Origin of the sequence: [Clostridium] ultunense DSM 10521, assembly GCF_000511955.1 — a bacterium.
In the GTDB taxonomy this organism is placed as follows: domain Bacteria; phylum Bacillota; class Clostridia; order Tissierellales; family Tepidimicrobiaceae; genus Schnuerera; species Schnuerera ultunensis.
In genome coordinates, this window is the sequence record NZ_AZSU01000009.1 from 30,266 (window position 1) to 56,309 (window position 26,044).

A 26,044-nucleotide genomic window follows, 5' to 3' on the forward strand; every position below is an offset into this window, starting at 1 on the left:
CCTATTGAAATTAGAAAAATAATGTATACTACAAATATAATAGAAGGTTTGCATAGGCAATTTAGGAAAGTTACAAAGACTAAGTCTGTCTTTCCAACTGATTTATCCCTAGAAAAAATGCTATATCTAGCAAGTCAAAATGTTATGAAAAAGTGGACCCAGAGATATAGAAATTGGGACTCTATTCTAAATCAACTGATGATATTTTTTGAAGGAAGGGTAGAACAATATCTTTAAAATTGAAACAATGCACCCTAAATCTATAGAAAAACTTGGGGAATAGGATTTAACAGGTGGTTTCTAGGTAAATAATGGCCTAGGCCATTATTTACCTAGAAACCACCTAACTAAAAAAATGAACACATTTCTCCATGTTTAAAATTATTGCCAAAATTATAAGAATTTATGTATATTTCCCTATAATTTTGGCAAACTAAAACTAAAGTATCAAATTTGAAAAATTATTATCTAAATTAAATCTAAATTTTCTTGTCAGATCAGAGTAATCAAACTTACTTAAAGCACAAAATTTATTACAGTCTCTGTGAATATAAAACGGGCAGACACATAGGTCTGCCCTTGCAACAACACATTCATTTTATTTTTTGTTTTTAACTTCTTCTATTACCCTATCTATGAATTCTTCCAGTTTAAATTGTCCAATATCCCCTTCATCCCTTTTATTTATTGATACAAGTTTACCTTCTACCTCCTTTTCACCTACTATTAACATATAGGGTATTCTTTGAAGTCTAGCTTCTCTGATTTTATATCCTATTTTTTCAGCCCTATCGTCAATATCTACCCTAAGGCCTTTATCTTCCATTTCCTTTTTAATTTCATAGGCATAGTCATTAAACTTATCAGAAATGGGAAGGACTGTAGCCTGAACTGGGGCAATCCATACTGGGAATTTGCCTGCAAAGTGTTCAATCAATATTCCCATGAACCTTTCAATGCTGCCTAGAATTGTTCTATGAAGCATTACTGGTCTTTTCTTTTCATTGTCTTTATCTACATAAGTTAAATCGAACCTTTCAGGCATTTGGAAATCCAATTGGATTGTACCACATTGCCAGGTTCTTCCTATAGCATCTTCCAGATGGTAGTCAATCTTTGGTCCGTAGAAGGCTCCATCTCCTTCATTTAAAATATAGTCAATTCCCTTTTCTTGTAAAGCCTGCCTTAAACTATTAATTGCTAATTCCCATTGTTCTTCTGTACCCATGGAATTTTCAGGCCTTGTAGATAATTCCACATGATATTTGAATCCAAATATACTATAAATATAATCGGCTAAGTCGATTATATTTATTATCTCTTCCTTTACTTGAGATGGCAATGCATATATATGGGCATCATCCTGAACAAAGCTTCTCACTCTCATTAATCCATGAAGGGCACCCGATAGCTCATGGCGGTGAACTAATCCTAATTCTCCCCATCTAAGAGGAAGGTCTCTATAGCTATGCATCTTAGATTTATATACCAATATAGAACCGGGACAGTTCATAGGTTTTATAGCGTATTCAGCATCGTCGATTTCTGTAAAATACATATTCTCCTTATAATGATCCCAGTGCCCCGATTGTTGCCACAGATCTTCGTTTAGAATAATAGGAGTTTTTAGTTCGCCATAGCCCCTTTTTGCATGTTCTTCTTTCCAGAAATCTTCAAGTATATTTCTTACTATCATTCCCTTTGGATGGAAGAAAGGAAATCCAGGCCCTTCTTCATGGATGCTAAATAAATCTAGTTCTTTTCCTAATTTTCTATGGTCTCTCTTCTTTGCTTCTTCTAATCTGTGGAGGTAAGCTTCTAAGTCCTTCTTCTTTTCATAAGTTGTTCCATAGATTCTTTGAAGCATTTTATTCTTTTCGTCCCCACGCCAATATGCTCCAGCTATACTCAACAATTTTACTGCTTTAACCTTTTTTGTATCTAATAAATGAGGTCCAGCGCATAGGTCAGTAAATTCTCCCAATTTATAAAAGGATATTTCCTCATTTTCTGGAAGATTCTCTATTAAATCTACCTTATAGACTTCTCCTTTTTTCTTAAAATAGTCAAGGGCTTCATCTCTAGACATGACAAATCTTTCTAATCTATGGTTTTCTTTAACTATTTTTGCCATTTCCTCTTCTATTTTTGCTAAATCTTCTGGTGTAAATCTATGCTCTGTATCAAAGTCGTAATAAAAACCGTCTTCTATAGCAGGCCCAATGGCAAATTTTACATCTGGGAATAGCCTCTTTACTGCTAAGGCCATTATATGGGCTGATGTATGCCAGAATATTTCCTTTCCTTCTTTGTCTTCAAACTTAACTATTCTTATATTTGCATCTTCATCAATAGTCTCTTGCATTCCCTTTGTCTTACCGTTAACTACTGCTCCTAAGGCTACTCTAGCTAATCCTTCACTAATATCTTTTGCTACTTCTAATACGGTTACTCCTTTATCATATTTCCTTATAGAATTGTCTGGTAATGTAATTTTTATCTTTTCCATTTTTGTCTCCTTTCCATATCTATAATTAAAAAACCTCTCGTCCCTGCATAATGCAGGGACGAGAGGTTGACTCCCGTGGTTCCACCCTATTTGGTACTCAATCTGTATAACGCATATTAGCGGATATCCTTCTACCTATGGTTTTGGGATACGACTCTGGGGTGGTCTTCAGTTATTCTTTCCATAGGGAGACTTTCAGCCTAAGGACTCCCCTCTCTAGTTGGTCTAAATAACCTACTCTTCCCATCAACGTCTTTTTCATATTTATTTAATTTCTTATTTTAACACAATATACCCAGTTATTCAAGGATTATTCATAATTTTATATTAATTATTTAATCTAGATAAAATTTCGTCTATGGAAAACATAGTCTGGTCTCCTGTCCCCATATTCCTTAAAGTATATTTACTCTGTTTCACTTCTTCTTCTCCTATAATAAGAGCATAAGGGATATTTAGTTTATCTGCAAAACCAAACTTTTTCCCCATTTTAGCTTTTTCCAAATATATTTGAGTGTTAATATTATTTTCCCTAAGAACTTTACCTATTCCCACAGCCTTTTCTAGATAGCCTGCCATCGGAATAATTATAACTTTAGTTAATGAATTATCCTCTACATTAATTAATTTTGCTTCCTTTAATTGATAAAATAGTCTAGTAAGACCTATGGATATACCTACCCCTGGAAGCTTTTGTTTGGTATAGTATTCAGCTAAGTTGTCATACCTACCACCTGAACATATGCTTCCTATTTGGGGATAATCATTTAGGAAGGTCTCGTATACAGTACCAGTATAGTAGTCAAGGCCCCTTGCTATAGTTAAATCTATGGAGCAATTGTCTTCAGGTACCCCAAATAAGCCTACATAATGATTTACCGCTTTTAATTCTTCTAATCCTTCATTGAAAATTTGACTTTCAATTTTTAAGTTTTCCAGACTATTGAGTTTTTCTTCATTACTTCCCTTTATCTGTATGAATCCCAATATCTTTTCAATGGTAGTAGTGCCTAAGCCTTGTTCTTCTAATTCCTTGACCACTCCATCTAAACCAATCTTCTCTAGTTTGTCTACTGTTCTCAGTATTTCTGTGGAATCCTCAATTCCTAACCATTGGAAAAATCCTTTTAATACTTTTCTATTATTAACCTTTATGGTAAAGGAATCGAAGCCTAGATCTTTAAATGTAGAATAGATTATGCTTGGTATTTCAGCATCATTTATAATATCCAGGCTACCATTGCCTATTATATCTATATCGCATTGATAAAATTCCCTAAACCTTCCTCTTTGGGCTTTTTCTCCTCTATATACCTTTCCTATATGGTATCTTCTAAAAGGAAAGGTCAGTTCTGAAAAATGTTGAGCTACGTACCTAGCAAGGGGTACAGTTAAATCAAATCTTAAGGCTAGATCTGCGTCTCCTTTTTCAAACCTATATATTTGTTGTTCTGTTTCTCCGCCACCTTTAGCTAACAATACTTCCGCTTTTTCAATTACTGGTGTATCAATGGGCAAAAATCCGAACTTTTCATAGTTTTCTCTAATTGTGTCCATCATTTTATTGAACAATATCTGTTCTGATGGAATTAACTCCATAAAGCCCGCTAGTATAGATGGCTTGATAATATCTTTACTCATATGTATACCTCCAAACATGAAATCATTTATTACTATGATATCATTTAAATAGTTTTTTTCAAATAAATTTATAGAATAAAATGAAGCTTTATCAGTCTTTTAGCTTCATTTTACTAGTCATTTTTAATTTTTGCCTTTTCTTTACATTTTTCACATCCTAAACAAAAATATACCTTATCTTGGAATACATCTGTAATAATTTTAATTACATCTCTACCGCTGTTTTTTTTGTCTGAATGAATTACAATATTCTGTGGAGATAAGACTATTAATGAGCTTATCAATAGGTCATCTTCATTAATACTTACACTATCTAATTCTGCAATAACTTCATCAAAGAAATTATTATCTATCCTTTTATTCTCCTTATCTAATAATTCATAATTTTCATTTTCAAAGACTATATTGACTAGGTCGTATTTACTTTTCTGGGATTCCACAAAGTATTGTAATATTTTAATGAACTCCCTATACTCCTTTTCCGCAGTATACTCTTCTACTCCCTTGTCAATAATTAAATCTATAAAAAGGCTAAACCCCTTTAATCTAAACAATATGAAACCATCCACCGAAATAAATGGCATATCCATTATATATTTTTTTATTTGATTATTGATGTATTCCTTTTCCACCACAAAATTATCTTCATCTAAAAGTAGCTGTTTGGATATTTCTACTACTTCAATTTTTTCATTGGCTTTTAAGTTTTTAAAATTGGTGTCTATTTGCTTGTAAATAATATCCTTAGAATATATATTTAATATTAAGTCCAATATCATCTTTGTTACATCATTATAAAAATCCTTTAAAGATCTATTTTTAACAGGAGTTATATTAAATAGATGTCTTGATTGGTAGTCTATTTCTTCGATTTTTACTTTTTTATTTGAGAAATAACCATATATTATTTCTTTTGCTTTATCTATACCTTTATTTAATGCGATTTGAATCTTCATTGTTTTTCACTCCTTTCTTGTTACTAGTATGCACTCTGATTATGTCTATATACTGCATAAAGAGTTACTCTATTGGCAATATAGACTAATTATTGTTCCAATATCTATAATTTTTTCATCACTTAACCAAATGATATTTTTATTATATTTTTTTACATAACTTACCATTTTAACTTTATCAGGATGATCGTCTAATTTCCCAGAAAACATGAAGCTATCTTTAGATAATTTGCCTGTTGCTCCACCTATAAAACCATAGGGATAACCAGGTAGTTCTATATGACCTGGATTAATTAGCAATACATTTATACCATAATTTAACAACTCCTTATATATAGGGTAATCTTCCGTTATAATGGCATTGTTACCTACTATGGCCATGGAACATTTAGAATAACCTTGCTTTATATCTATAAGACCTAATTTTTCCTTTTTTAGATAATATTTTAATTTCTCATCCGTATATTTAAAATTATGTACAGCGTAATTTCCTACCCTTCCTACATTATATGCAATATCCTTAGGATACTCTTTATCTAGTTTGGTCTCCCCTCTTATAATTTTAATACCCATTCCATATAGCTTATCCTCATAATAGTCAAAAACATTTGGTGCTACAATCAAAGTATTATAGTTAATGGGATGGATTACAATATCTGGGTGGTAAGAAATAGGTTCTGCTACTTCTTTACATGGAATGGTAGATATTATATTTATATTTAATTCTTTCAACCTTGCCTTAATTACCTCAGAAATACGACCATCTATAATAACCGTATTGGCAAAATTATTTGGAATAAAAGGATTGTTTAACATGTTCATGTTGTTTATTAACCCTCCTATTATACTATTTTTATTTTCTATAACATCCATTATTCTCTATAACAAATATAATATCACACAATACCATATAGTTACTGTGTTTTATATTTCATTGTTTCAGTAACTAATAAAACCAAGTATTCTAAAAATATAGAAATAAAGTTCCATCTTTGTTAAAGTGTAATTACCATAAACATAGAAGAAAATTCATGCATATATGTTAATTAATTTTAAATTGAAAATCAATAATAAAGTAAAACGAATTTTAATAGAAGAGATTTGTCCCCCATTCCAGCCCAACTTATTGCATTGATTTATTTTAGTTTGAAATATGGGTTAGATTTAGCATTTGCTTTCGAAATGTAACCTACGTTTAGGCACACCATAAAGTTGTTTACATTCTCAAGGAAAATTCTATACGATTCAATCGATATTAAGCTTGTTAAAACCTATGGTAGGGAAGCAAAGCTTTTTTTATATTATAGGCCCTTCCTTTATATATTATTTCCATATTAAAACCACCTGTAAACCAGGTGGTTTGATTTATTCTTATATTAAAAATGATGCAGCCCTCATTATCTCAAAATAATCGTCTGTTTCAAAGATTATACTTTTTTGTGAGTTTTGCACAACACCAGGATAAAAGGAATTTTTATAGGCATTGCCATGATAATTATACCTTATTTCTAAACTAAACTTATTTGGTAATTCCACTTTGTTTTTAGCCAAATCACCTTTTAAAGCTTCCTCCATACCAACCTTAATATGTTTTATGGACTTATTTGGATGAATACTCCTAGATGATGCTCCTTTGCCTTTACTTACAACCACCGTAATAATGTTTTCATTAAACCTCTTAGCTTCTTGGCACACACCCTTGTCACCACTTAAAAAAACAGTTGGTACTCCCAAATATGTCGCTAAATAGGAATGTAACAAAAATTCACTTAGATATTCACCATTCAATTTCATATAGTCTACTACGGAGCTGTTTATGGTGTGAGCTAATGGGTTTTTATCAGAACCTCCATGAGAATGATATCCTATAAATGCTATGGCATCAAAAGATTCATCTATACCATCAATCATCTTATAAGGGTGTCCACTCCATCCCCTAATCAATTTAGTGTTTTCAGGTAGTCTAGATGGGTCAATATTTCTTCCAGAACCATGGGCATCCTTTATTACAATCTCCTTGGCCCCAGCTATATTTGCTCCTTCACAAGCTGCTGCTACTTCTTCAGTCATCTGTTCTGCAAAATACGGGTAATCCAAAGAAGTTTGTCTCGCTTCTTCCCAAGACGCTATTCCAGCTATCCCTTCAATATCAGCACTAATAAAAATCTTCAACTTTAATTCACCTTTCCTTCATATAGCTTTTGATTGCAGCCTAATTTAAAAGCATATTATTCCTATCTTATATAAATATCTTTTAAAACAAATGGCAAGCCACAAAATATTCTGGTCTAACCTCTTTTAAATCAGGAGCTACTTCTGAGCAAATATCCATGCATTTCCAGCATCTCCTATAATATAAGCATCTACTTGGCAGAATTCATAGAGCAACATATCCATTGACACTATCAAATCCCGTATGAAGATTCTTCACATTTAACAGTTTTCCCATATATTTCACCTACTCTTTAATAAAAAGATTCTATAAAATTAAATATTGCTGGGCTTCCACCGGTGTGTATAAAAACTACGGCTTCTGCATCATCTAAGATTCCCTTTTTTAACATATCAATCAATCCACTCATAGCTTTGCCTGTATATACAGGATTTAATAGTATGGCTTCCGTATTACCCAAAAGCCTTATAGCTTCATTTCCAGCCTTTGTTGGTATAGCATACCCTTCCCCAATATATTCGTCATGTATACAGATATCATCCATTTCAAAATGAATTTCCTTATCTATATATTCTGCGATTTCATTACCCAATTGTGAAACCATCTTTTGCAGTTCCTCTCTAGGACGGCTAACAGAGATGCCGTGTATTTTACATTCCGGTAAATATAATTTCGTTCCGACTTCCAACCCCGCTTGGGTTCCCGAAGAACCGGATGCTAGAAATATATGCTGTACCTTTATGCCTTGTATTTCTGATTGCTCAGCTATTTCCTTTGCGCTCTCTACATATCCTAAAGAACCCAATGGTATAGATGCTCCTAAAGGTACGTAATATGGGTTTTTACCTACTGCCTTTAGTTCTGCTACTAAATCCTCACATGCTTCTGGACATTTACTCTCATCCGGTTCATAATGAAGCTTTGCTCCAAATACATCGTATATAAATAGATTACCTTGAGGTTCCTCTTGAGGTTCTCCATTAAGTATTAAATGACAATCCATATTTAAAACATTAACAAAGGCCAATGTTTGACGACAATGATTGGATTGTAATCCACCCCAAGTAATTATTGTATCTGCTTTTTTTCTAAAGCATCATGCATTATATAATCAAGCTTTCTACTTTTATTTCCGCCAAGTCCCACTTCTGTGAAATCATCTCTTTTGATAAATATTCTAGGTTTTACACCTAATTTACTCCTAAAGTTTTTCAACTCATGAAAAGGAGTTGGAGTACTTATCTTTCCTAGTTAAAGTTTCAAAATTGACTAAATAAAGCCCCTATACCCCCCGAGTATAAATAGCATACTCCAGATTGAAAATGTTTATTTTTAATCAAATCATTCATTCCATATAATGTTTTAACAGTATATATCTTTTCAACAAAAATTCCTTCCGTTTGAGCAAATTCACCGATAAAATTTACCATTTCTTTGCTAGTGATGCCCCAGCCTCCATCTCTATATTTATCATGTATTGTCATAACATCTTCTAGTTCATAAGGGAATTGAATTTTGGTAAGCGGCTCCAGTCCTTTTATAAAACTTAGGTAAAATTACTATTTAAATCTATCCTTTGTCAAAGGATGATAGTTGGCGATATTAGCACTTTTATCTATAATGGCTTCTATAACAGATTCCCTTGAGGATAATATGGTTGTAACTCCAGGGCCATGTCCAGGCATTATACAATCTCCATGAGCAACTATTCCAATTGTAGCTGCTCCTTTAAAATAACATCTTCCATAGGTATTATCACAGTTTTCTAATAATACTATGTCCCCGAATTTTAAATCCTCTAGCCCAAGTTCTTTTATAGTCTCCCTATCCTGAGTCATTATATCGTAATCGCTTCTATATGCTGAAATAGCTCCTATTCCTGAACCCATTAAATAAGCAGGAATTTTTTTCGCTACTGGTACTATAATCTTTCCATCCTTTTCTTCTATCCGAAATTTTTTAAATAAATCAGGATCTATATTCATCACCTTAACATTAGGGTAATCTAATAATTTAAATCCTACCCCATATCCTTTAACCAAAATCTTATCGTCTAATGTCATCTTTTTTAAAGCTTCATCATCAAAATATATTAATACATTGCTCAGGTCATGTTTTCCAGTTACATATCCCACACTGCCTTTAGCATCACCAGTTATTACTGTAGCCTCATTTCCAATACATGAATATATGTTATATGCATTGCTATTGAATTTGTTAGTATCATTGGAAGTAGATACCCCTGGCTCCACATGGTCTCCAGCTAAATTCATACAGCAATCTCCTACTTTTACGTTATAGCAAATCCCCCCTGTAGCAGGCAGAACATCCGCTCTGCCTTCACCATCAATTATAAAATCTCTTGCTTTTCCAGGATGCTGTATAATTCCTTGAACTGAAATTTTAACTAAACTGCTTTCATTTGTATTCAACATTTAATTCTGCCTCCTAATTCATTCTTTCATTATTTTTGTTACATTTTATTGTGATAAATTACACCATCAATCATCGTTAGTAGACACGAAGTCATATTATGAAATGGATGTCCATCAAATATTGCTATATCCGCATCTTTGCCAACTTCTATTGAACCTATTCTATTAGAAAGTCCTAGTAATTCTGCAGGGTATATAGTTATTCCTTTTAAAGCTTCCTTTTCATCCATTCCATTTTTAACTGCAATTCCTACATGAATTGGTAACCACATAGTTCCAGATGTTGAATCAGCTGTTAAACAAACTTTGATTCCTTCGTTTGTCAAAATTCCGGGATTTTCTAGCTTTAAGTCCCAAACCTCTTGTTTTACAGGTGACAACAATAAGGGTCCAAGAACACAATAAACGTCCTTTTTAGCTAATATATCCTTTACTTTATATCCTTCTGTTACATGCTCTAGTGAATAATCTAAATTAAATTCTTCAGCTATTCTTATAGCAGTTATAATATCGTCAGCTCTATGACAATGGATTCTTACCTTTTGTTCTCCTCTTATTACCTTTACTAACGATTCTAGTTTAAAATTATATTTAGGTTTTTTAGCAGAATCTTTTTCAGCTATCTTAAGATCATCAGAATAATTCTTTGCCTTATATAAAGTTTCCCTTAATAAACTAGCAACAGCCATTCTAGTCATTGGCATTTTCTTATCTATTCCATATACACGTTTTGGATTTTCTCCTAATGCCATCTTCATTTGTTCACTGCCCTCTATATACATCTCCTCAGCAGTAATCCCCCGAAGTTTTATGCTAATCCCTTTCCCACCTATTACATTTGCAGAGCCTGGTCCAGTATATACTGTAGTAAAGCCCGCTTCTCTGACTTTTTTAATGGCAGGGTCTTCAGGATTTAACGAATCCAATGCCCTAATTTGCGGAGTTACCGGGTCCGACATCTCATTCCCATCATCGCATGGACCAGGCATAGTAGAAGGTTCTCCAAATACAGAGATATGAGAATGACAATCTATAAAACCTGGAGTAATCCATTTACCTTTTGCATCAATTACCTCAACATCAGGGGTTATGTTTATATGTCCACCAACCTCTATTATTTTTCCATCCTTTATCATAATTGTACCGTTTTCAATAATTCCATTAGTTATAGTTAAAATTTTCCCGCCTTTTATGGCTAACATTTTGAGTCCATCCTTTCAATTATATTATTTAGAACAACCATAATTTTAATAATAAAGACAAAACTACTATTGCTATTAACATTGGTAGTATTTTAGGCATTATTTCTCGATAACCAATCAAAATTAATAGCAATATTTCTTTATGTTTGAATCTAAGCTGCTCATCTTTGCTAGCTTGTTTAGCATCATTAGCATATTCATTCATAATTATCATCCTTTAAATAGATTATATATTCAATTTAACTGTACAAATGACAACTAACTAAATTTCCACCATCAACTGATTTTAATTCCGGTACTTTTTCTGTACAAATTTCTTTAGTATATGGACATCTAGTATGAAACTTACACCCTTCAGGTGGATTCGCAGGTGAAGGAACATCTCCTTCTAACAATATTCTCTTTTTGATTTCTGATGGCATTGATGCAGGAACAGCCGATAGCAATGCTTGGGTATAAGGATGAATTGGATTGTCAAATAATTGCTCACTTGTGCCTACTTCAACAAATGATCCTAGATACATTACAGCTATTTGGTCACAGAAATATCTTACTACATTTAGGTCATGGGATATGAAAAGAAATGTCAAATTCAATTCTTCAATCAATTTTTGCAACAAGCTTAAAATCTGTGATTGTATACTTACATCGAGAGCAGCTATTGGCTCATCTCCAACAATAAATTTGGGATTTAATGCTATAGACCTTGCAATACCAATTCTTTGCCTTTGACCACCACTAAACTCATGTGGATATTTTTTTATGTTACTTGCCGTCAATCCACACATTTCTAATAGTTCTTTAGTTTTATTAATTGCATCTCTTTTATTATATATTTTATGTTTTAGCATTCCTTCCGAAATAATATCTCCTACATTCATTCTTGGATCAAGGGATGCAAATGGATCTTGAAATACTATCTGCATGTCCTTTCTTAATTTTCTCATCTCTTCGTCAGATATTTCATAATTATTTTCAACATCAAAAATCGTTTTGCCTTCGAATACAACAGAACCTCCTGTCGGAGCAATTAGATTCAATATAGTCCGTCCAGTAGTAGATTTTCCACAACCAGACTCCCCAACCAATCCAAAAATCTCTCCCCTTTTTATACTGAAACTTATATTGTCCACTGCTTTTATGTCTCCAACTTTTTTTTGAAAAACACCCTTTAAGACAGGAAAATACTTTTTTAGATTGTTTACTTCTAGTAAATTATCTTTCATGATTATCACCTACTTTTTGATGGGCTACCCAACATCTTACCTTATGGCCCTTTTCACATTCTAGTAGATCCGGCATTTCAACTTTACACTTGTCTATAGAGTAATTACATCTAGGTTCAAATGCACAACCCTTGGGCATATTAAATGGACTTGGTATCATTCCTTGAATACACTGAAGTTTATCTCCTTTTTTCAGTAATGAAGGTCTTGAATTCATCAAACCTTTAGTATAAAAATGCAATGGGTTTTCAAATATTTTTTCTACACTTGCTTCTTCTACAATCTTTCCTGCATACATAACAACTACCATATCTGCCATTTCACTAATAACACCTAGATCGTGTGTAATAAATATAATAGACATATCTAATTCATCTATTAAATTTTTCATTAGATCTAATATTTGAGCTTGGATTGTAACATCTAGCGCAGTTGTAGGTTCATCAGCTATCAGTAATTTGGGATTACATGATATTGCCATAGCAATCATAACCCTCTGTCTCATTCCACCACTTAATTGATGAGGGTATTCATCTATAACTTTTTTTGCTCTAGGTATTTTAACTATCTCTAAAAGTTCAATACATTTTTTTCTAACATTTTCTCCCTTTAAACCTGTATGTAGTTCTAAAGCCTCACTGATTTGAAAACCTACTGTAAATACAGGATTTAACGCAGTCATAGGTTCTTGAAAAATCATTGATATCTCATTACCTCTTATACTTCTAATATCTTTGTCATCTAATTTTAATAGATCTTTATTGTCAAATATAATTTGTCCGTTAGATATAATACCATTAGGTTTGGGTACCAATCTCATTATCGATAAAGAGGTTACTGATTTTCCACATCCTGATTCTCCAACTATACCTAATACTTTCCCTTTTTCCACATCGAAACTAACATCATTAACCGCAATTACTTTCCCCTCAGAAGTTTTAAATTCTGTTACCAATCTCCTTACGCTAAGAATTATATTATCCATTTCTACCTCTTTACCTCCTTATTGCTTAAGTTTAGGATCTAAGGCATCCCTAAGTCCATCTCCTACAAAATTAATGGAAAGTATCGTTATAAAAACTAACAATCCTGACGGTATCCACAACCACCATCTATGTTGTAAACTTTGCAAGTTTTGAGCAGCAGCTAACATATTGCCCCAGCTTGGTTGAGGCTGTTTAACTCCAAGCCCCAAAAAACTAAGTCCTGCTTCCGATAATATTCCATTTGCTATTCCAAGTGTTGCGTATACTATTATTACAGCAAATGTATTAGGTAATATATGCTTAAACATTATTTCTCTATTAGTCAGTCCAAGAGCTTTTGCAGCTTCCACAAATTCTCTTTCCTTAATGGACATTACCTCCGCCCTCACCATTCTACAAATACTTGTCCATCCAAGTACGCCAGTAATTATCATAACATTCCAAATACTTGGTCCTAATATAGCTGCCATTGTAATTGCTATTACAAAAAATGGAAAGCACATAAAAATATCAACTATCCTCATGATAATAATATCTGCTTTTTTCCCATAATAACCTGCTATAATACCTAATACCACACCTATAACTACAGAAATTGTTGTTGAAATTAACCCAACAGATAAAGAAACTCTTCCACCATATAACAGCCTTGTGAATACATCTCTTCCAAGTTCATCTGTACCTAAAATATGTGCTTTTGATGGTTTTTGATAAATTTTTAACAAGTTCTGTTCATCTCTATCATATTGAACTATTAATGGGGCAAAAATAGCAGTTATAATCAGTATAATTAAAACTATTGTTCCTAAAACAGCTAATTTATTTCTCCTAAATCTGTTTAAGCTCAATCTCCACAAAGGTGTATAATCTAATGTTTTATTGTTTTTATCTATAACATCCATTAGTTTCTCCTCCTTGATTCACTAATCATACCTAATCCGAGGGTCTATAACTGCATACAATATATCAGATAATAAGTTAGCAAATAATACACATAATGCTATTAACAAAGTACCAGATGTAATCAGTGGGTAGTCCCTATTACTTACAGCTTGATATAATAATGTCCCCATACCTGGCCAAACAAAAACTGTCTCTGTTAATACAGCCCCAGATAATAGATAACCTAAAGATATTGTTATGAGTGTGGATATAGAAATCATTGCATTTCTTAAAGCATGTTTGTAGATAACTGCTTTTTCCGGCAACCCTTTTGCTCTAGCTGTTCTTATGTAATCCTGTTGTAATACCTCTAACATAGCCGATCTAGTATATCTCATTAGAGAAGCAGTCTGCATAAATGTTAATACAATCAATGGTAATGCCATATGATGGAGGATATCTAAAACCTTTTTGAAACCAGTCAAATTTACCCCTATAGTTTCAATTCCCGATATTGGAAACAGCTTTAAGTCTACAGCAAGTGTTTTTATTAACCCAAGTGCGAAGAAAAAAGCAGGAATTGAAACCCCTATTAATGCTATCACGGTAGCAATATAGTCAAATATAGAATATTGTTTAGTTGCAGATATTATGCCTAAAGGTATAGCTATTATTGAACTTATGAGCAATGCTGAAAATGATAATAATAATGTATTTCCAATTCTTCTTAACATTACGTCCGTTACAGGTTCCCTATATCTTATTGAATAGCCCAAATCTCCTCGCACAGCCCTCGAGACCCATTTAATATATTTAACGGGTATTGAATCATAATATCCTATTTCCCTTAGCATCATTTCTCTGTCTTCAACATTTAGATTCCCATCTATCATCATTATATATGGATCCCCAGGAGTTGAATGTATTAAAGCAAATGTTATTATAGATATTCCTATAAATACAGGTATCATTAATAATAACCTTCTGATTATATATTGCTTCATAGTTGTCCTCCTCATGATAATCTATTGTTTCACTATATACATTTAAACTTATATATCAGTAGTAATTATTTACAAGCAAGATATCTTAATCGACAAATCAAGGGGGAGCTTTAAATTCAATTATTTTTGGAAATATATATTACTTTATTTATTTAAATAAAAGAATATTTAAAACTAAAATCGATTAAGATATCTTAGCTTGTTGATTATACAGTAAATAGAGTTATTCGATTACTAACTATTCCAAGTCCCAATTTACTGCATTATAAGCAGATGTAAATGCATGCGGTCTTATCCCTTTTAGATTGGGAACTATCGCAATTGCACTACTATAATTGTATAAGTATAATGTAGGCATTTCTTCATTTACGATTTTAGCGACTTCCGCATAAATTGGTTTTCTCTTTTCAATATCTAAGTATTTCATTCCTTCTTCAAGAAGTTTATCCAATTCTTCATTTGAATATCTACAATAGTTCGCACCATTGAAAATAAAATCCGTATGTAGGAAAGTTCTTACATCTGCATCTGCTCCTATACCATGCCCCATCAATGCAAAATCAAAAGCATCTGGGCTAGGTTCTTCTACTTGAGCCGCCATTGTTGCAAATTCCATCATTTGTAATTCTATTTCAATTCCTATGTTCTTAAGGTTTTCCTGTATAACCGGTGCTGACAATTCTCTGGCTTTGTTTCCAGAAGGATATATTAGGGTGAATTTTGCTGGATTACTATCTATATACATCTTACCATCTTTATACTCCCATCCTGCTTTTTCAGTAAGGAGTTCTATTGCTTTTTCTGGATTATATTCATAATGATTTATTTGATCATCTCCTGGATAAGGCCAGAAATGTGTCGGATAAATTTGATTTGCTACATTACCATATCCATACAATATTGAATCAACTATTCCCTGCCTATCTATTCCATATGCTAATGCTTGTCTGACCCATTTGTTATTTAATACTGGATTCTGGTTATTTATTATCATGTTTTGATATGCATTATATTTAAATTCTTCAACTACAAATCCAGCATCTTCATACATTTTTATATTATCTGGTTCTAGAGTAGTTAATGGTAAGTAGTCGAGTTCTCCATTTAACATCTGAGCTTGTGCAGTTTCCGGATTTACTACCTGCAATATAATTTTATCTAACTTAGCCTCACCATCCCAATAATCTGTGTTTTTTTCAACTATTGTATATCTATCAGGTGAAAATTCAGTAAACTTAAATGGTCCCGTTCCAATAGGGTTTCTCAATAGTTCTGTTGACTCATTTGCTTTTTCTATATCTACTTCACCCCATATATGTTTAGGTATAATTCTTATCCAAAAACATATTTTTTCCAAAAACGGTGCATAAACTTCGCTGGTTGTTATCTTTACTGTATGTTTATCAATAACTTCTACGCCCGTAAGCTCATCCGCTTGTCCTGATTTTCTAGCTTCGTATCCTTCTATAGCATTTATATATGAGCTATATGCTCCCGGATACTTTGGGTTGGCAATAAACTCATACGTAAACTTTACATCTTCTGCAGTAAATGGTTCGCCGTCATGCCATTTTACTCCCTTTCTAAGATGAAATGTTATACTTCTCGCATCTTCCGAAAGTTCCCATTCTTCCGCTAATACAGGCTCAAATTCCAAATCTGGCGTCAATGTAACTAAATTCTCATAAATTAAATCTGTTACGTAAGCATTATAGTCATCGTTATTTAACAATGGGTTAAATACACCTGATGGTGCAGATAAAGAAGCTCTCCTTAAAATTTTTTCTCCATCTGCTTCCATATTTTCTTGATTGTCTTCTTGGTCTGATGAAATTTCTTTTTGCTCATCTACACTACATCCTGTAACAAATGAAAATATCAATAACGCTACAAGGAATACTGATAATAACTTTTTATTAATCTTCATACATATATACCTCCTCTTTATATTTGATTTTATTGTTGTTTTTCTATGACCACTATAATATGCAATATCTATGCCACTACATTAAACAAATTTCAAATTTGCACAACATTATGATAATGACATGTTTAAATGCCTTTTTAGGAGTTTTCCATTAAGCATAAATAAAAAAAGCTGCAAATTTTTCACTGTTCTGAAAATTTTGCAGCTTTTAAAAATCATTCTCTTTTTAAATAATCATTTATTTTGTAATAAATGCTTCTTTCACTAATTCCTAGCATCTGTGCAGCTTTAGATTTATTTCCTCCGACAAACTCTAATGTCCTTAGTATCAAAGTTTTCTCAGCTTCTTCTATTTTAGTCCCAATTTGAAAGGAGATGTAGTTGGAACCTTCTTTTTTGTGGGTATGATCTTGAGATCCTTTTATATTAATATCATCATAGCAAATAATCTCTCCATCACTTAAAATACATAGTCTATAAATTATATTTTCCAATTCTCTTACATTTCCCCTATAATACATGTTTTTTAGATAATCAAGTACACCTTCTTCTATTCCCTTTATATTTAAATCATACATTTTGTTAGCTTTCTCAATAAAATAAGATACTAATAAAGGAATATCTTCTCTTCTTTCTCTAAGCGGTGGTAAGTATATAGGTAGAACATTCAATCTATAAAACAAATCATTTCTAAACTTGCCCTCATTTACAGCTTGTTCCAAATCTCTATTCGTAGCAGCTATTATTCGTGTATCCACTTCTATAGATTTTTCACTACCAAGAGGAGTTATTTTTTTTTCTTCTATGGCTCTTAGTAATTTAACTTGACCAGATAAATGCATTTCCCCAATTTCATCCAAAAACAAACTTCCTCCATTAGCGAGCTCAAATGCACCCTTTTTGGATTTTTCTGCACCTGTAAAAGCCCCTTTTTCATAGCCAAATAACTCACTTTCAATTAAACTTTCAGGAATAGCTCCACAATTTACTACCATAAACGGTCCATCTTTTCTCAAACCTTTATAGTGTATTTCCCTTGCAACTAAACCTTTCCCGGTACCAGTCTCACCTTGGATTAATACTGTTACATCTAAATTCTTTACTCTATTTATCAATTCAATTACATCTTTCATCTTCCTAGACATGCCAATAATATCTGTATCATCCACCAAATAAGAACTTTCAGATAATAGGTTTTTTTTCAAAATATAATACCTATTTGCTTCAACTAATAGCTCTCTAAGCATATCTAAATCTATGGGTTTTAGTAAGTAATCATACGCTCCCAGTTTTATCGCTTCAATAGCGGTTTCAATAGTGCCATAAGCTGTAATCATAATTATGATAGCATATTCATTCAACATATTTATTTTTTTTATTAAATCTAATCCATTTACACTGCCAAATTTTAAATCTACCAGAGCAAAATCTATTTGATTAGAATGAACAATATTATTAAATTCGGCTAGATTATTTGCCACGAAAACATTATATTCATCTTCCAATGCAAATTTCAAAACATTACAAATAGATTTTTCATCATCAGCAATTAGCAAACTTTTCATCTTAGCCCTCCTAAACCCATTAAAAAGTTGCAATCTCAATAATAAACTTTGCCCCTTTCTTATAATTTTTATCTAGGGTAATTTCCGCACTATTTTCTTTGCAAAGTTGGGAGACAATTGATAACCCTAAACCATAGCCATTAACTTTCGTAGTAAAAAAAGGTTCAAAAATATTATCAGCTATTTCACAATCTATAGGTCCACCATTATTACATATGAAAATATTTAAATATTCTTTTTTCTGTTGATATGATATCTCTATCATTGGGTTAGTTACATTCTTTAATGCTTCAATAGCGTTTAAAATTATGTTTAAAATTATTTGCCTAAAATGATCCTTATCAAATCTAATATCAATATTATCATCTATTTTAGAAATAACATCTATCTCATCATTATCAATTTCATTTTTTAATAGTCTTAATACGAATTCTATTTCAGTTTTTACATTTAAAATAGTTGACTCTGATGGTCTTGGAATTGAATAATCTAATAAACTTTTAATTAAATTATTTAATCGTGATATTTCTTTTGGTATATCTTCTACTATCTGTTTTCTAAATTCCACATTATCAATTTTTTCCGGAAGTAATTTCAAGTACATGTCTATAGAAGCTAAAGGATTTCTAATCTCATGAGCTATACCTGCTGTCAATCTTCCTAAACTCTCCATCTTATCCTGTTGATATATTTTTCTTTGCATCCGCTTTTCATTAGTAATATCTTTTAAAGTAATCGCTACCCCTTCCATTTCATCATTAATAATTACCGGTACTATATTGTATTCAACATATTTTTCAATACCATTATCAATTTTTCTTTCACGATTTAATATCTTTTCTTTTGTTATATATACATTTTTAATATCATCTGCAAAAATCAACTTAACTAGATCAGTATCTTGTATTTTTTTATTAAGTATATTCTTATTTTTAATAATCTCAATATCTCTAACTCTTCTATTAATAACCGTTATATTAAAGTTATTATCTAATGTTATAAGATGATCGAACAAGCTATCTGTAATAGCTTCTTTATATTCTATCTCCTCTTTTATTTTATTTGTTCTTTGTTCAACTTCTTTTTTTAATATATTATTAATTCTAGCAATAACAAATATAATTAATATTAAAACTAGCCCAACAACAATAGAGACAGTAGTAATTTTTCGCCATAACCTTAAATTGACAACAACTTCCTCTCCAAACCATTTAGATTGCAATTTATCAAGTTTTCCAGTATTTTTTAACCTATCTATACCGATATTAATTTCTTCTATTAAAAACCCATTTTTATTTAAGGCTGCAATTGCAGAAGGAAACACGGTATATTTCTCTCCAACGATCATTATGTTTCCTTTCCCAATGGAATCTTCTATATAACTTAAAGCAGTATTTCTATTTGCTACAAATGCATCAACCACGCCAGAACGTAATAGTAAATAAGCATCTCTTTGACTTTCGCATAAAAATACTCTTATATTATCTGAATTCTTGAATCGTTGATATGCAGGATCATATCTGTATACAGATATTTTTTTGCCAGACAAATCTGAAATGTTTCTTATGGATCTATCTGAGGTTTTTACAAAAATATTAAATGTATTTTTTATCAGCGGTTTAGAATATTTTAATTTATTTATATATTCTATATCGTATTGAATTCCTCCTATCAAATCTATTTCGCTATTCTCAAGTTTATCCAAAAAATTCTCATGTGTAACTGGCACATAGTTTATCTTATAATTTAATTCATTAAATAACTCATCAATAACATCAACATTAAACCCAATTCGAATACCCTTACTATCTTTATAAGAGTAGGGTTCATTGTCCTCTACAATTCCAATAGTTACGAATTTCCTTTGATCTTCCACCCTAAAATCAATTTTATTTGTTCTAACTGACAATAAGCAAACTATTGATATTAAAACTACGATAAGTACCCTTTTCATTCTTTTAACCACCGCAATCATTTTGTTTTGCTTATCCTAATATTAATATGCTTATAGAAGCTTGTTTTAAATCTATTAACTATGTAATAGTCAAATTGTTTATAATTTAAATAGGATAATTTATGGATTATTGCCCTTTCATTATATTTTTACATAGTATCATAATTTAATATATAAAACAACCTTCTATTATTTAAATAATAGAAGGTTTACTATGGAGGCGGCACCCAGATTTGAACTGGGGAATAAAGGTTTTGCAGACCTCTGCCTTACCACTTGGCTATGCCGCCAGATTAAATTATGTGAAATCTAAAGCTTTCTGCTAGTATAAGCGGCCCCGACTAAGCGATGTACACAAAATCTAAAATACGATTTTGGTCCCCTGCTTATGCCTTACCACTTGGCTATGCTGCCCTATGGAGCGGAAGACGGGATTCGAACCCGCGGCCCTCGCCTTGGCAAGGCGATGCTCTACCACTGAGCCACTTCCGCACTGGTGCCCAGAGGCGGAATCGAACCACCGACACGAGGATTTTCAGTCCTCTGCTCTACCGACTGAGCTATCTGGGCGTAATTTTTATCACTATGAATTAGCTACATTTGATAGTATACAATATTGTTTTTATAATGTCAATAGTTTTTCCAATTTCCCCATTTCAAATCTCTGAAATGGGGAATTAATCCATTAACTTTTGCAAATCTTCTTTGGAGAAATGATATTTTTTATTACAAAAATGGCATATTATTTCAGCTTTTTCATCCTCTTCAATTATTTTGTTTATTTCCTCTTTGCCCAGGCTTAATAATACCCCTTCTATTCTCTTCCTATTACAATTACATTTATACTCAATTTCTTTTCTCTCTAGTATTTCCATTTCAAATTCTCCAAATAAAGTTTCCATTACCTGTTCTGGGGATAAACCTTGATGTATTAAAGTAGATATAGGCTTTGCTTTTTTCAATATCCCTTCTATCCTATCTATATCCTTATCCTCTACTCCAGGAAGAAGCTGTAGTATATATCCACCAGCTGCCCTTACTGATATATCCTTATCCACCAATACTCCTAGATTTATGGCTGAAGGTTGTTGTTCTGATAGGTGAAAATAATGGACTAAATCCTCCGCTATTTCCCCAGATACTAAATTGGAATAGCCAATATAGGGTTCCTTTAATCCTAAATCCTTAATTATTGCTAACTGCCCATTTTTACCTACTAGTCCTCCTACGTCTAGCTTTCCATCAGGTCTGCTAGGTAGGTCTGCATAAGGATTGTCTACATATCCCTTTACTTGTCCACCATTGTTGGATACTGCAATTATACTGCCTATAGGCCCGTCACCTTTAATCTTAAAGGTTAAAGCATCTCTTTCACCTTTCATAGTGATCCCTAATAGAACAGCTGCTGTTAGCACTCTACCTAAGGCTGCAGTAGCCGTTGGAGAAGTGCCATGAGTTTTTCTAGCCTCTTCTACCATATGGGTTGAAGTAGCTACGAATAATCTAATATTTCCTTTTTTATCTATTCCACGGATGATATAGTCTTTCATAGGCATACTCCTCTAGATTAAAATATTTAAAGCCCCTGTTAAGGGGCTTAATTTGCTACCGTTAAAAAACATATAACAGAGAATCAGGTTTATAGTTTAATAACATTAGTAGCTTGAGGACCTTTTTCTCCTTGAACTATTTCAAATTCAACATTTTGTCCTTCTTCCAAAGTTTTAAATCCATCACTTTCAATTGCTGAATAGTGTACGAATACATCTTCGCCCTCTTCAGTGGAAATAAAACCATAGCCTTTTGTAGCGTTAAACCACTTTACAGTACCTTTTACCATTTAAAACATTCCTCCAATACAACAATTTAATAGATGAGTCCTATGTATCATCTACCTTTTTCTTAGTCTATCACAATTTAGATATCCTTGTCAAATAATATTCCCAAAGATTTTATTAATTATTCTTTAAATGTTTATTTCCTAATCAAGGCAATGAAACAAAATTGATCCTTTCACTTTTTATACAAGGATTATCAAAAGTAAAACAATCATAATAATGTACTTGGGAAAAACCAGCCAATTCAAGTAACTCTGCTATTTCATCTATTTTATAAGCTTTTTCCATATGTTCTTCGTCAAACCTTCTGTAGTAACCTTTTTCTTCCCTTACAAAAAATGTGAGATAAAACTCGGAAATATTATTTTTTTCATCAAAATAATTTTGCCAAATATAAAATAAATCTTCTTTATCTTCTATAAAGGTGTTGTTGCCAATTATCTCCTTTAGCTTATAGTAGGAGTTTATATCAAATATAAAAATTCCCTCGTTAGTGAGGTGTTTCTTTACATTTTTAAAGGTCTTTAATAGTTCATCCCTATCTGCTACATAGTTTATACTATCACATATGGAAAAGACTCCATCGAATTTTTTGTTAATATGAAAGTCTAGCATATTTTGGTTTAAAATAGTTACATTTTTAAACTTTCTCAGCTTATTATAGGCAATGCTTAGCATATCTGATGATAGGTCAAAACAAGTCAAATCAAATCCATCCTTGGCAAAATAATAGGATAAATTCCCCGTCCCACAGGCCATCTCTAGTATGGATTTAGGATTTTTGCCAAACCTGCCTAATATATTTTTAATATATAAATACCACTTCTCATAGTCTATATCCACCATCAACCTATCATATAAAAATGCAAAATCCTTATACATCCTTTTGTCCCCCTCGTATATTTTACTCTTGTTTCTTATTCATTTCTCTCTTTCTAACGGTTATTAATCCACCTATTTTACCAGATTCTTTTGCAGTTAACCCTCCCCAACCTACTTTCTCTATTTTGTCCATTAAGCCTAACTTAGCAGCAATTTCGTATTTTAATTTATCCTCTAAAGTTTCTTTTCTCTTTCTCTTTTTGTTAGTTTTTTTCTTTTTCTTTTCCACACTATTCCCTCCTAAAAACTATTATTAGTTAGGAGGGATAGTTTTATTCTTATGAAAAAAAGAATTTATAATTCCAAAGGATAAATATTAACATGAATATACCTATTGGTATTCTTTCCAGCCAGTTCATTTTCAGCTTTTTATTCCTAGTTCTCAAAAGTATTTCCCTATAAGCATTGTCGATTTCTACCGATTTTTTCCTGCTACCAGGCAAAGATTTAATCAATTTATATAGTAAAAGTCCAAAAATTAAGGCTAATATTCCCAATGCTATGAAAGTATATACCATTAAACTTGATTCTGGCATAAGGTCTACGGTATAAGAAACTCCTTGCAAATCTTCTAAACCAACCAGTTTATAACCTATTATCAAGGCTATTGCGTTATTAATGGTATGTCCAAGTATTGTAGAAAAAAGGGAATCGGTCTTCAATGCTATTATCCCAAATATTATACCTAAAAATATTGGTCCTAATAAATTTTGTACATTAAAATGAAACATTCCAAATAAAATTGCTGAATATATAACGGCTTTCCTCCTTCCTAAGCTTTCATAGGAGTTCATTACCAATCCTCTAAACATGGCTTCTTCGCATATACCTGGAGTTAAAGCTATGATGAAAAAACTCAACAAAAATTCATTAGATGATGCAGGTATAGGTACTGCATTTGGCGCAATTTGTCCAAATTTACTCAGAATCATAATGCCTACAAAATTGAAGAATATAGCTACAGGATAGGAAAACATTACTATAAATATTATATAAATAGTTTGTTTTAGGGTAATCCTGTTTAATCTTAATACGTCCTTTATCGAATAACCATTTAATTTTAAATATAATAAGGTAGGCATTAGTACGATAACGTATTCAGTTATTAGAAGGCCAGTATATACTTCTCTATATTGAGCCTTAGCTCCTAAAGTTATGAGCAATAATGCAATAATCAAATATAGAATATTTGTCCCTAATATTGAGGGATTCTTTTTGTTTTCCATCATTTAACCCACCTGCTTTTTACAATAATTATAATCACATGGTTCATATTATATCATAGATTAATTTAAAAAACCTGAAGGTTAACCTGCAGGTTCTTAGTCATCAAAAATAAATATATAAGGGATATTCCTATAATAATCTCCATAATTAAGCCCATAGCCAACTATGAATACATCAGGGATAGTAAAGCCTACGTAGTCAGGGGTTATATTGGCCTTTCTCCTACTGGGCTTGTCTAACATGACACACACTTTAATAGATTTGGGCTCTTTCTTACTAATATATTCGACTACCTTACTCATAGTGTATCCAGAGTCCATAATATCATCTACAATTAGAACGTGCTTATCCTCTATATTAGTCCTTATATCTGTAATTATATTTACTATACCAGAAGAAACTTCGTCATGACCATAACTTGAAGTTGTCATAAAATCAATATTTACAGGTATTTGAATAGAGCGGACTAAATCAGCTGCAAAAACAAAACTTCCTCTAAGTAAGGATATAACCACAATATCATTCCCATCATAGTCTTTTGTTATTTCTTCACCTAGCTTCATAACCCTTTCAGCTATTTTATCTGAGTCAAATAATATCTTTGGTTTTTTATCTAATTGCAATTTTTTCTCCCCTTCCTTTTTAATCTTACTTTAATCTACTCCTTAATATTTGCTTGATCTCCCTTAATTCTAAGAATATTTTGTTTAGTGTATATTGAAGACTTACGAGTATTATAAATAATGTGAATATAATAATGGCCTTAATATTCATTAATCTTCTCCTTATCCTAATCTAAAAACCATCTTTAAAATATGGTTATATTGTGTAGATTATACCATAAATTATTAATTAGATGGAAGAGTAAATTGAAAAATGTCTTTTCATTAGGATCTGAAAAGACATTTTTACTCTTTATGCTTCTTCTTCGCAAACATCAAGCCTATTATTGTCGTTTTCAATATATTCTAGCTTAGATATGGATACCTCGTAGGCTACCTTAGTTTCAACTACATCGTTATTATACTTTTTCTGGTATTCACGACTTTGGATCCTTCCTGTCAATAGTCAATGAAAATGTCACATAAGAACATAGAAATTTATTCAGTGAAAATGTCACTTTTAATGATAAAAAAAATATATAACCGCATTTATTCCACGGTCCTATTGACATGGGGCCCCTGACCCCTCTGGACACCAAATTTTGCCGGAAATAGTCCTTAAAATGCAGGTATTTCCGCCGCAAAATTATACCAGAGGGGTCCTCCCCATATCAATAGGCTTTCGCGGCATAAACGCTTATAAATTTGGCTTTAATAAACCATATTTATATAAAAAGGTATGACAAATAAGCCCTTGAAAAAGGACTAAAAAAAGATATAATATTTTTAAGAGATTTTATCTCTTAAACCCATGCTCTTGTTGAGTTAAATAAGCCGTTTAATATTTCTTGGATTTCGGCATCTGTCTCTTTACGCAAGAGAACTTCCTCATACAAGGGTGTGGGTTTTTTATCAACTGATTGCCTCCAAGGATGATTTTTTGATGGTCTAGGTTTGTTCTTTTGTCGTCTTTCTGATAATGTTGAAACTGTCTTTTTAGGTCGTTCATCCAACATCTTAGTATTATAAACTATA

The 26,044-nt window shown here is 32.0% G+C and carries 24 protein-coding genes, 3 tRNA genes, 1 pseudogene and 1 other annotated feature; of the genes and pseudogenes, 1 reads left to right on the forward strand and 27 read right to left on the reverse strand.

From position 1 onward, the window contains the following. Window positions 1–237: transposase (locus CUL_RS17720; RefSeq protein WP_025642630.1), on the forward strand; the 237-nt coding region annotated here is incomplete at its 5' end. A 361-nt stretch (window positions 238–598) separates the two neighbouring features. Here the strand turns inward: CUL_RS17720 and thrS are convergent. From thrS to CUL_RS19815, 27 genes and pseudogenes are all read right to left on the reverse strand, one after another. Beyond that, a complete protein-coding gene (thrS, locus tag CUL_RS0115555; protein WP_035143382.1) occupies window positions 599–2,509 on the reverse strand; it encodes a threonine--tRNA ligase in 1,911 nt (636 codons plus the stop codon). Window positions 2,510–2,560: 51 nt separating this feature from the next. Next, window positions 2,561–2,768: a binding site (T-box leader), on the reverse strand. A 68-nt stretch (window positions 2,769–2,836) separates the two neighbouring features. Next, the gene (hisS, locus tag CUL_RS0115560) at window positions 2,837–4,150 is read right to left on the reverse strand and encodes a histidine--tRNA ligase (protein ID WP_025642640.1); all 1,314 of its coding nucleotides are present in this window, start codon (window positions 4,148–4,150) and stop codon (window positions 2,837–2,839) included. Window positions 4,151–4,263: 113 nt separating this feature from the next. Continuing rightward, entirely contained in the window at window positions 4,264–5,106 is an 843-nt protein-coding gene (gene ytxC / locus CUL_RS0115565) for a putative sporulation protein YtxC (RefSeq protein WP_005583872.1), read from the reverse strand. A 69-nt stretch (window positions 5,107–5,175) separates the two neighbouring features. Further along, window positions 5,176–5,928: a DUF6873 family GME fold protein gene (locus CUL_RS0115570; protein ID WP_025642642.1), complete on the reverse strand. Its 753-nt coding sequence runs from the start codon at window positions 5,926–5,928 to the stop codon at window positions 5,176–5,178. A 549-nt stretch (window positions 5,929–6,477) separates the two neighbouring features. Beyond that, the gene (locus CUL_RS0115575) at window positions 6,478–7,278 is read right to left on the reverse strand and encodes a M55 family metallopeptidase (RefSeq protein WP_025642644.1); all 801 of its coding nucleotides are present in this window, start codon (window positions 7,276–7,278) and stop codon (window positions 6,478–6,480) included. A gap of 293 nt (window positions 7,279–7,571) precedes the next feature. Then, window positions 7,572–8,351, reverse strand: a complete 780-nt coding sequence (locus CUL_RS17725; RefSeq protein WP_081722885.1) for a pyridoxal-phosphate dependent enzyme — start codon at window positions 8,349–8,351, stop codon at window positions 7,572–7,574. 187 nt (window positions 8,352–8,538) lie between these two features. Then, on the reverse strand, window positions 8,539–8,763 hold the full coding sequence (locus CUL_RS0115590) for a hypothetical protein (protein ID WP_025642646.1): 225 nt from the start codon (window positions 8,761–8,763) through the stop codon (window positions 8,539–8,541). A 75-nt stretch (window positions 8,764–8,838) separates the two neighbouring features. After that, the gene (locus CUL_RS0115595) at window positions 8,839–9,714 is read right to left on the reverse strand and encodes a DUF4438 domain-containing protein (RefSeq protein WP_025642648.1); all 876 of its coding nucleotides are present in this window, start codon (window positions 9,712–9,714) and stop codon (window positions 8,839–8,841) included. Window positions 9,715–9,752: 38 nt separating this feature from the next. Beyond that, complete coding sequence (locus tag CUL_RS0115600) at window positions 9,753–10,916, reverse strand: amidohydrolase (protein ID WP_005588985.1); 1,164 nt, start codon at window positions 10,914–10,916, stop codon at window positions 9,753–9,755. Between the two features lie 28 nt (window positions 10,917–10,944). Beyond that, window positions 10,945–11,121 (reverse strand): hypothetical protein, encoded by a 177-nt coding sequence (locus CUL_RS19025; RefSeq protein WP_157752679.1) that lies wholly within the window; start codon window positions 11,119–11,121, stop codon window positions 10,945–10,947. A gap of 34 nt (window positions 11,122–11,155) precedes the next feature. After that, window positions 11,156–12,142: an ABC transporter ATP-binding protein gene (locus CUL_RS0115610; RefSeq protein WP_005588984.1), complete on the reverse strand. Its 987-nt coding sequence runs from the start codon at window positions 12,140–12,142 to the stop codon at window positions 11,156–11,158. Further along, on the reverse strand, window positions 12,132–13,127 hold the full coding sequence (locus CUL_RS0115615) for an ABC transporter ATP-binding protein (RefSeq protein WP_005588983.1): 996 nt from the start codon (window positions 13,125–13,127) through the stop codon (window positions 12,132–12,134). The genes CUL_RS0115610 and CUL_RS0115615 overlap by 11 nt, the downstream gene beginning before the upstream one ends. 18 nt (window positions 13,128–13,145) lie before the next feature. Beyond that, on the reverse strand, window positions 13,146–14,030 hold the full coding sequence (gene opp4C / locus CUL_RS0115620; RefSeq protein WP_005588982.1) for an oligopeptide ABC transporter permease: 885 nt from the start codon (window positions 14,028–14,030) through the stop codon (window positions 13,146–13,148). Between the two features lie 21 nt (window positions 14,031–14,051). Next, entirely contained in the window at window positions 14,052–15,014 is a 963-nt protein-coding gene (locus CUL_RS0115625; RefSeq protein WP_005588980.1) for an ABC transporter permease, read from the reverse strand. A gap of 238 nt (window positions 15,015–15,252) precedes the next feature. Next, complete coding sequence (locus CUL_RS0115630) at window positions 15,253–16,941, reverse strand: ABC transporter substrate-binding protein (protein ID WP_025642654.1); 1,689 nt, start codon at window positions 16,939–16,941, stop codon at window positions 15,253–15,255. A gap of 215 nt (window positions 16,942–17,156) precedes the next feature. Continuing rightward, window positions 17,157–18,506 (reverse strand): sigma-54-dependent transcriptional regulator, encoded by a 1,350-nt coding sequence (locus CUL_RS0115635; RefSeq protein ID WP_005588976.1) that lies wholly within the window; start codon window positions 18,504–18,506, stop codon window positions 17,157–17,159. Between the two features lie 19 nt (window positions 18,507–18,525). Continuing rightward, window positions 18,526–20,460 carry a transporter substrate-binding domain-containing protein gene (locus CUL_RS0115640; RefSeq protein ID WP_005588975.1) on the reverse strand — a complete coding sequence of 645 codons (1,935 nt, stop codon included), beginning with the start codon at window positions 20,458–20,460 and terminating at the stop codon, window positions 18,526–18,528. Window positions 20,461–20,675: 215 nt separating this feature from the next. Continuing rightward, window positions 20,676–20,750 (reverse strand) — tRNA-Cys (locus CUL_RS0115645). Between the two features lie 127 nt (window positions 20,751–20,877). Further along, a tRNA-Gly gene (locus CUL_RS0115650) sits at window positions 20,878–20,952 on the reverse strand. Window positions 20,953–20,954: 2 nt separating this feature from the next. Continuing rightward, window positions 20,955–21,030: transfer RNA gene (locus tag CUL_RS0115655), tRNA-Phe, on the reverse strand. A 107-nt stretch (window positions 21,031–21,137) separates the two neighbouring features. Continuing rightward, the gene (gene hslO / locus CUL_RS0115660) at window positions 21,138–22,010 is read right to left on the reverse strand and encodes an Hsp33 family molecular chaperone HslO (RefSeq protein WP_005588973.1); all 873 of its coding nucleotides are present in this window, start codon (window positions 22,008–22,010) and stop codon (window positions 21,138–21,140) included. An 89-nt stretch (window positions 22,011–22,099) separates the two neighbouring features. Further along, complete coding sequence (locus CUL_RS0115665) at window positions 22,100–22,300, reverse strand: cold-shock protein (RefSeq protein WP_005588972.1); 201 nt, start codon at window positions 22,298–22,300, stop codon at window positions 22,100–22,102. A gap of 145 nt (window positions 22,301–22,445) precedes the next feature. Then, window positions 22,446–23,180: a class I SAM-dependent DNA methyltransferase gene (locus CUL_RS0115670; protein ID WP_025642657.1), complete on the reverse strand. Its 735-nt coding sequence runs from the start codon at window positions 23,178–23,180 to the stop codon at window positions 22,446–22,448. A gap of 22 nt (window positions 23,181–23,202) precedes the next feature. Next, window positions 23,203–23,409, reverse strand: a complete 207-nt coding sequence (locus CUL_RS17730) for an alpha/beta-type small acid-soluble spore protein (RefSeq protein WP_035143384.1) — start codon at window positions 23,407–23,409, stop codon at window positions 23,203–23,205. 49 nt (window positions 23,410–23,458) lie between these two features. Then, window positions 23,459–24,409: a CPBP family intramembrane glutamic endopeptidase gene (locus tag CUL_RS17735; protein ID WP_005588968.1), complete on the reverse strand. Its 951-nt coding sequence runs from the start codon at window positions 24,407–24,409 to the stop codon at window positions 23,459–23,461. A 93-nt stretch (window positions 24,410–24,502) separates the two neighbouring features. After that, window positions 24,503–25,030 (reverse strand): hypoxanthine phosphoribosyltransferase, encoded by a 528-nt coding sequence (gene hpt, locus CUL_RS0115685; RefSeq protein WP_005588966.1) that lies wholly within the window; start codon window positions 25,028–25,030, stop codon window positions 24,503–24,505. Between the two features lie 782 nt (window positions 25,031–25,812). Then, window positions 25,813–26,044, reverse strand: a pseudogene (locus CUL_RS19815) (ISNCY family transposase); the annotation flags it as partial.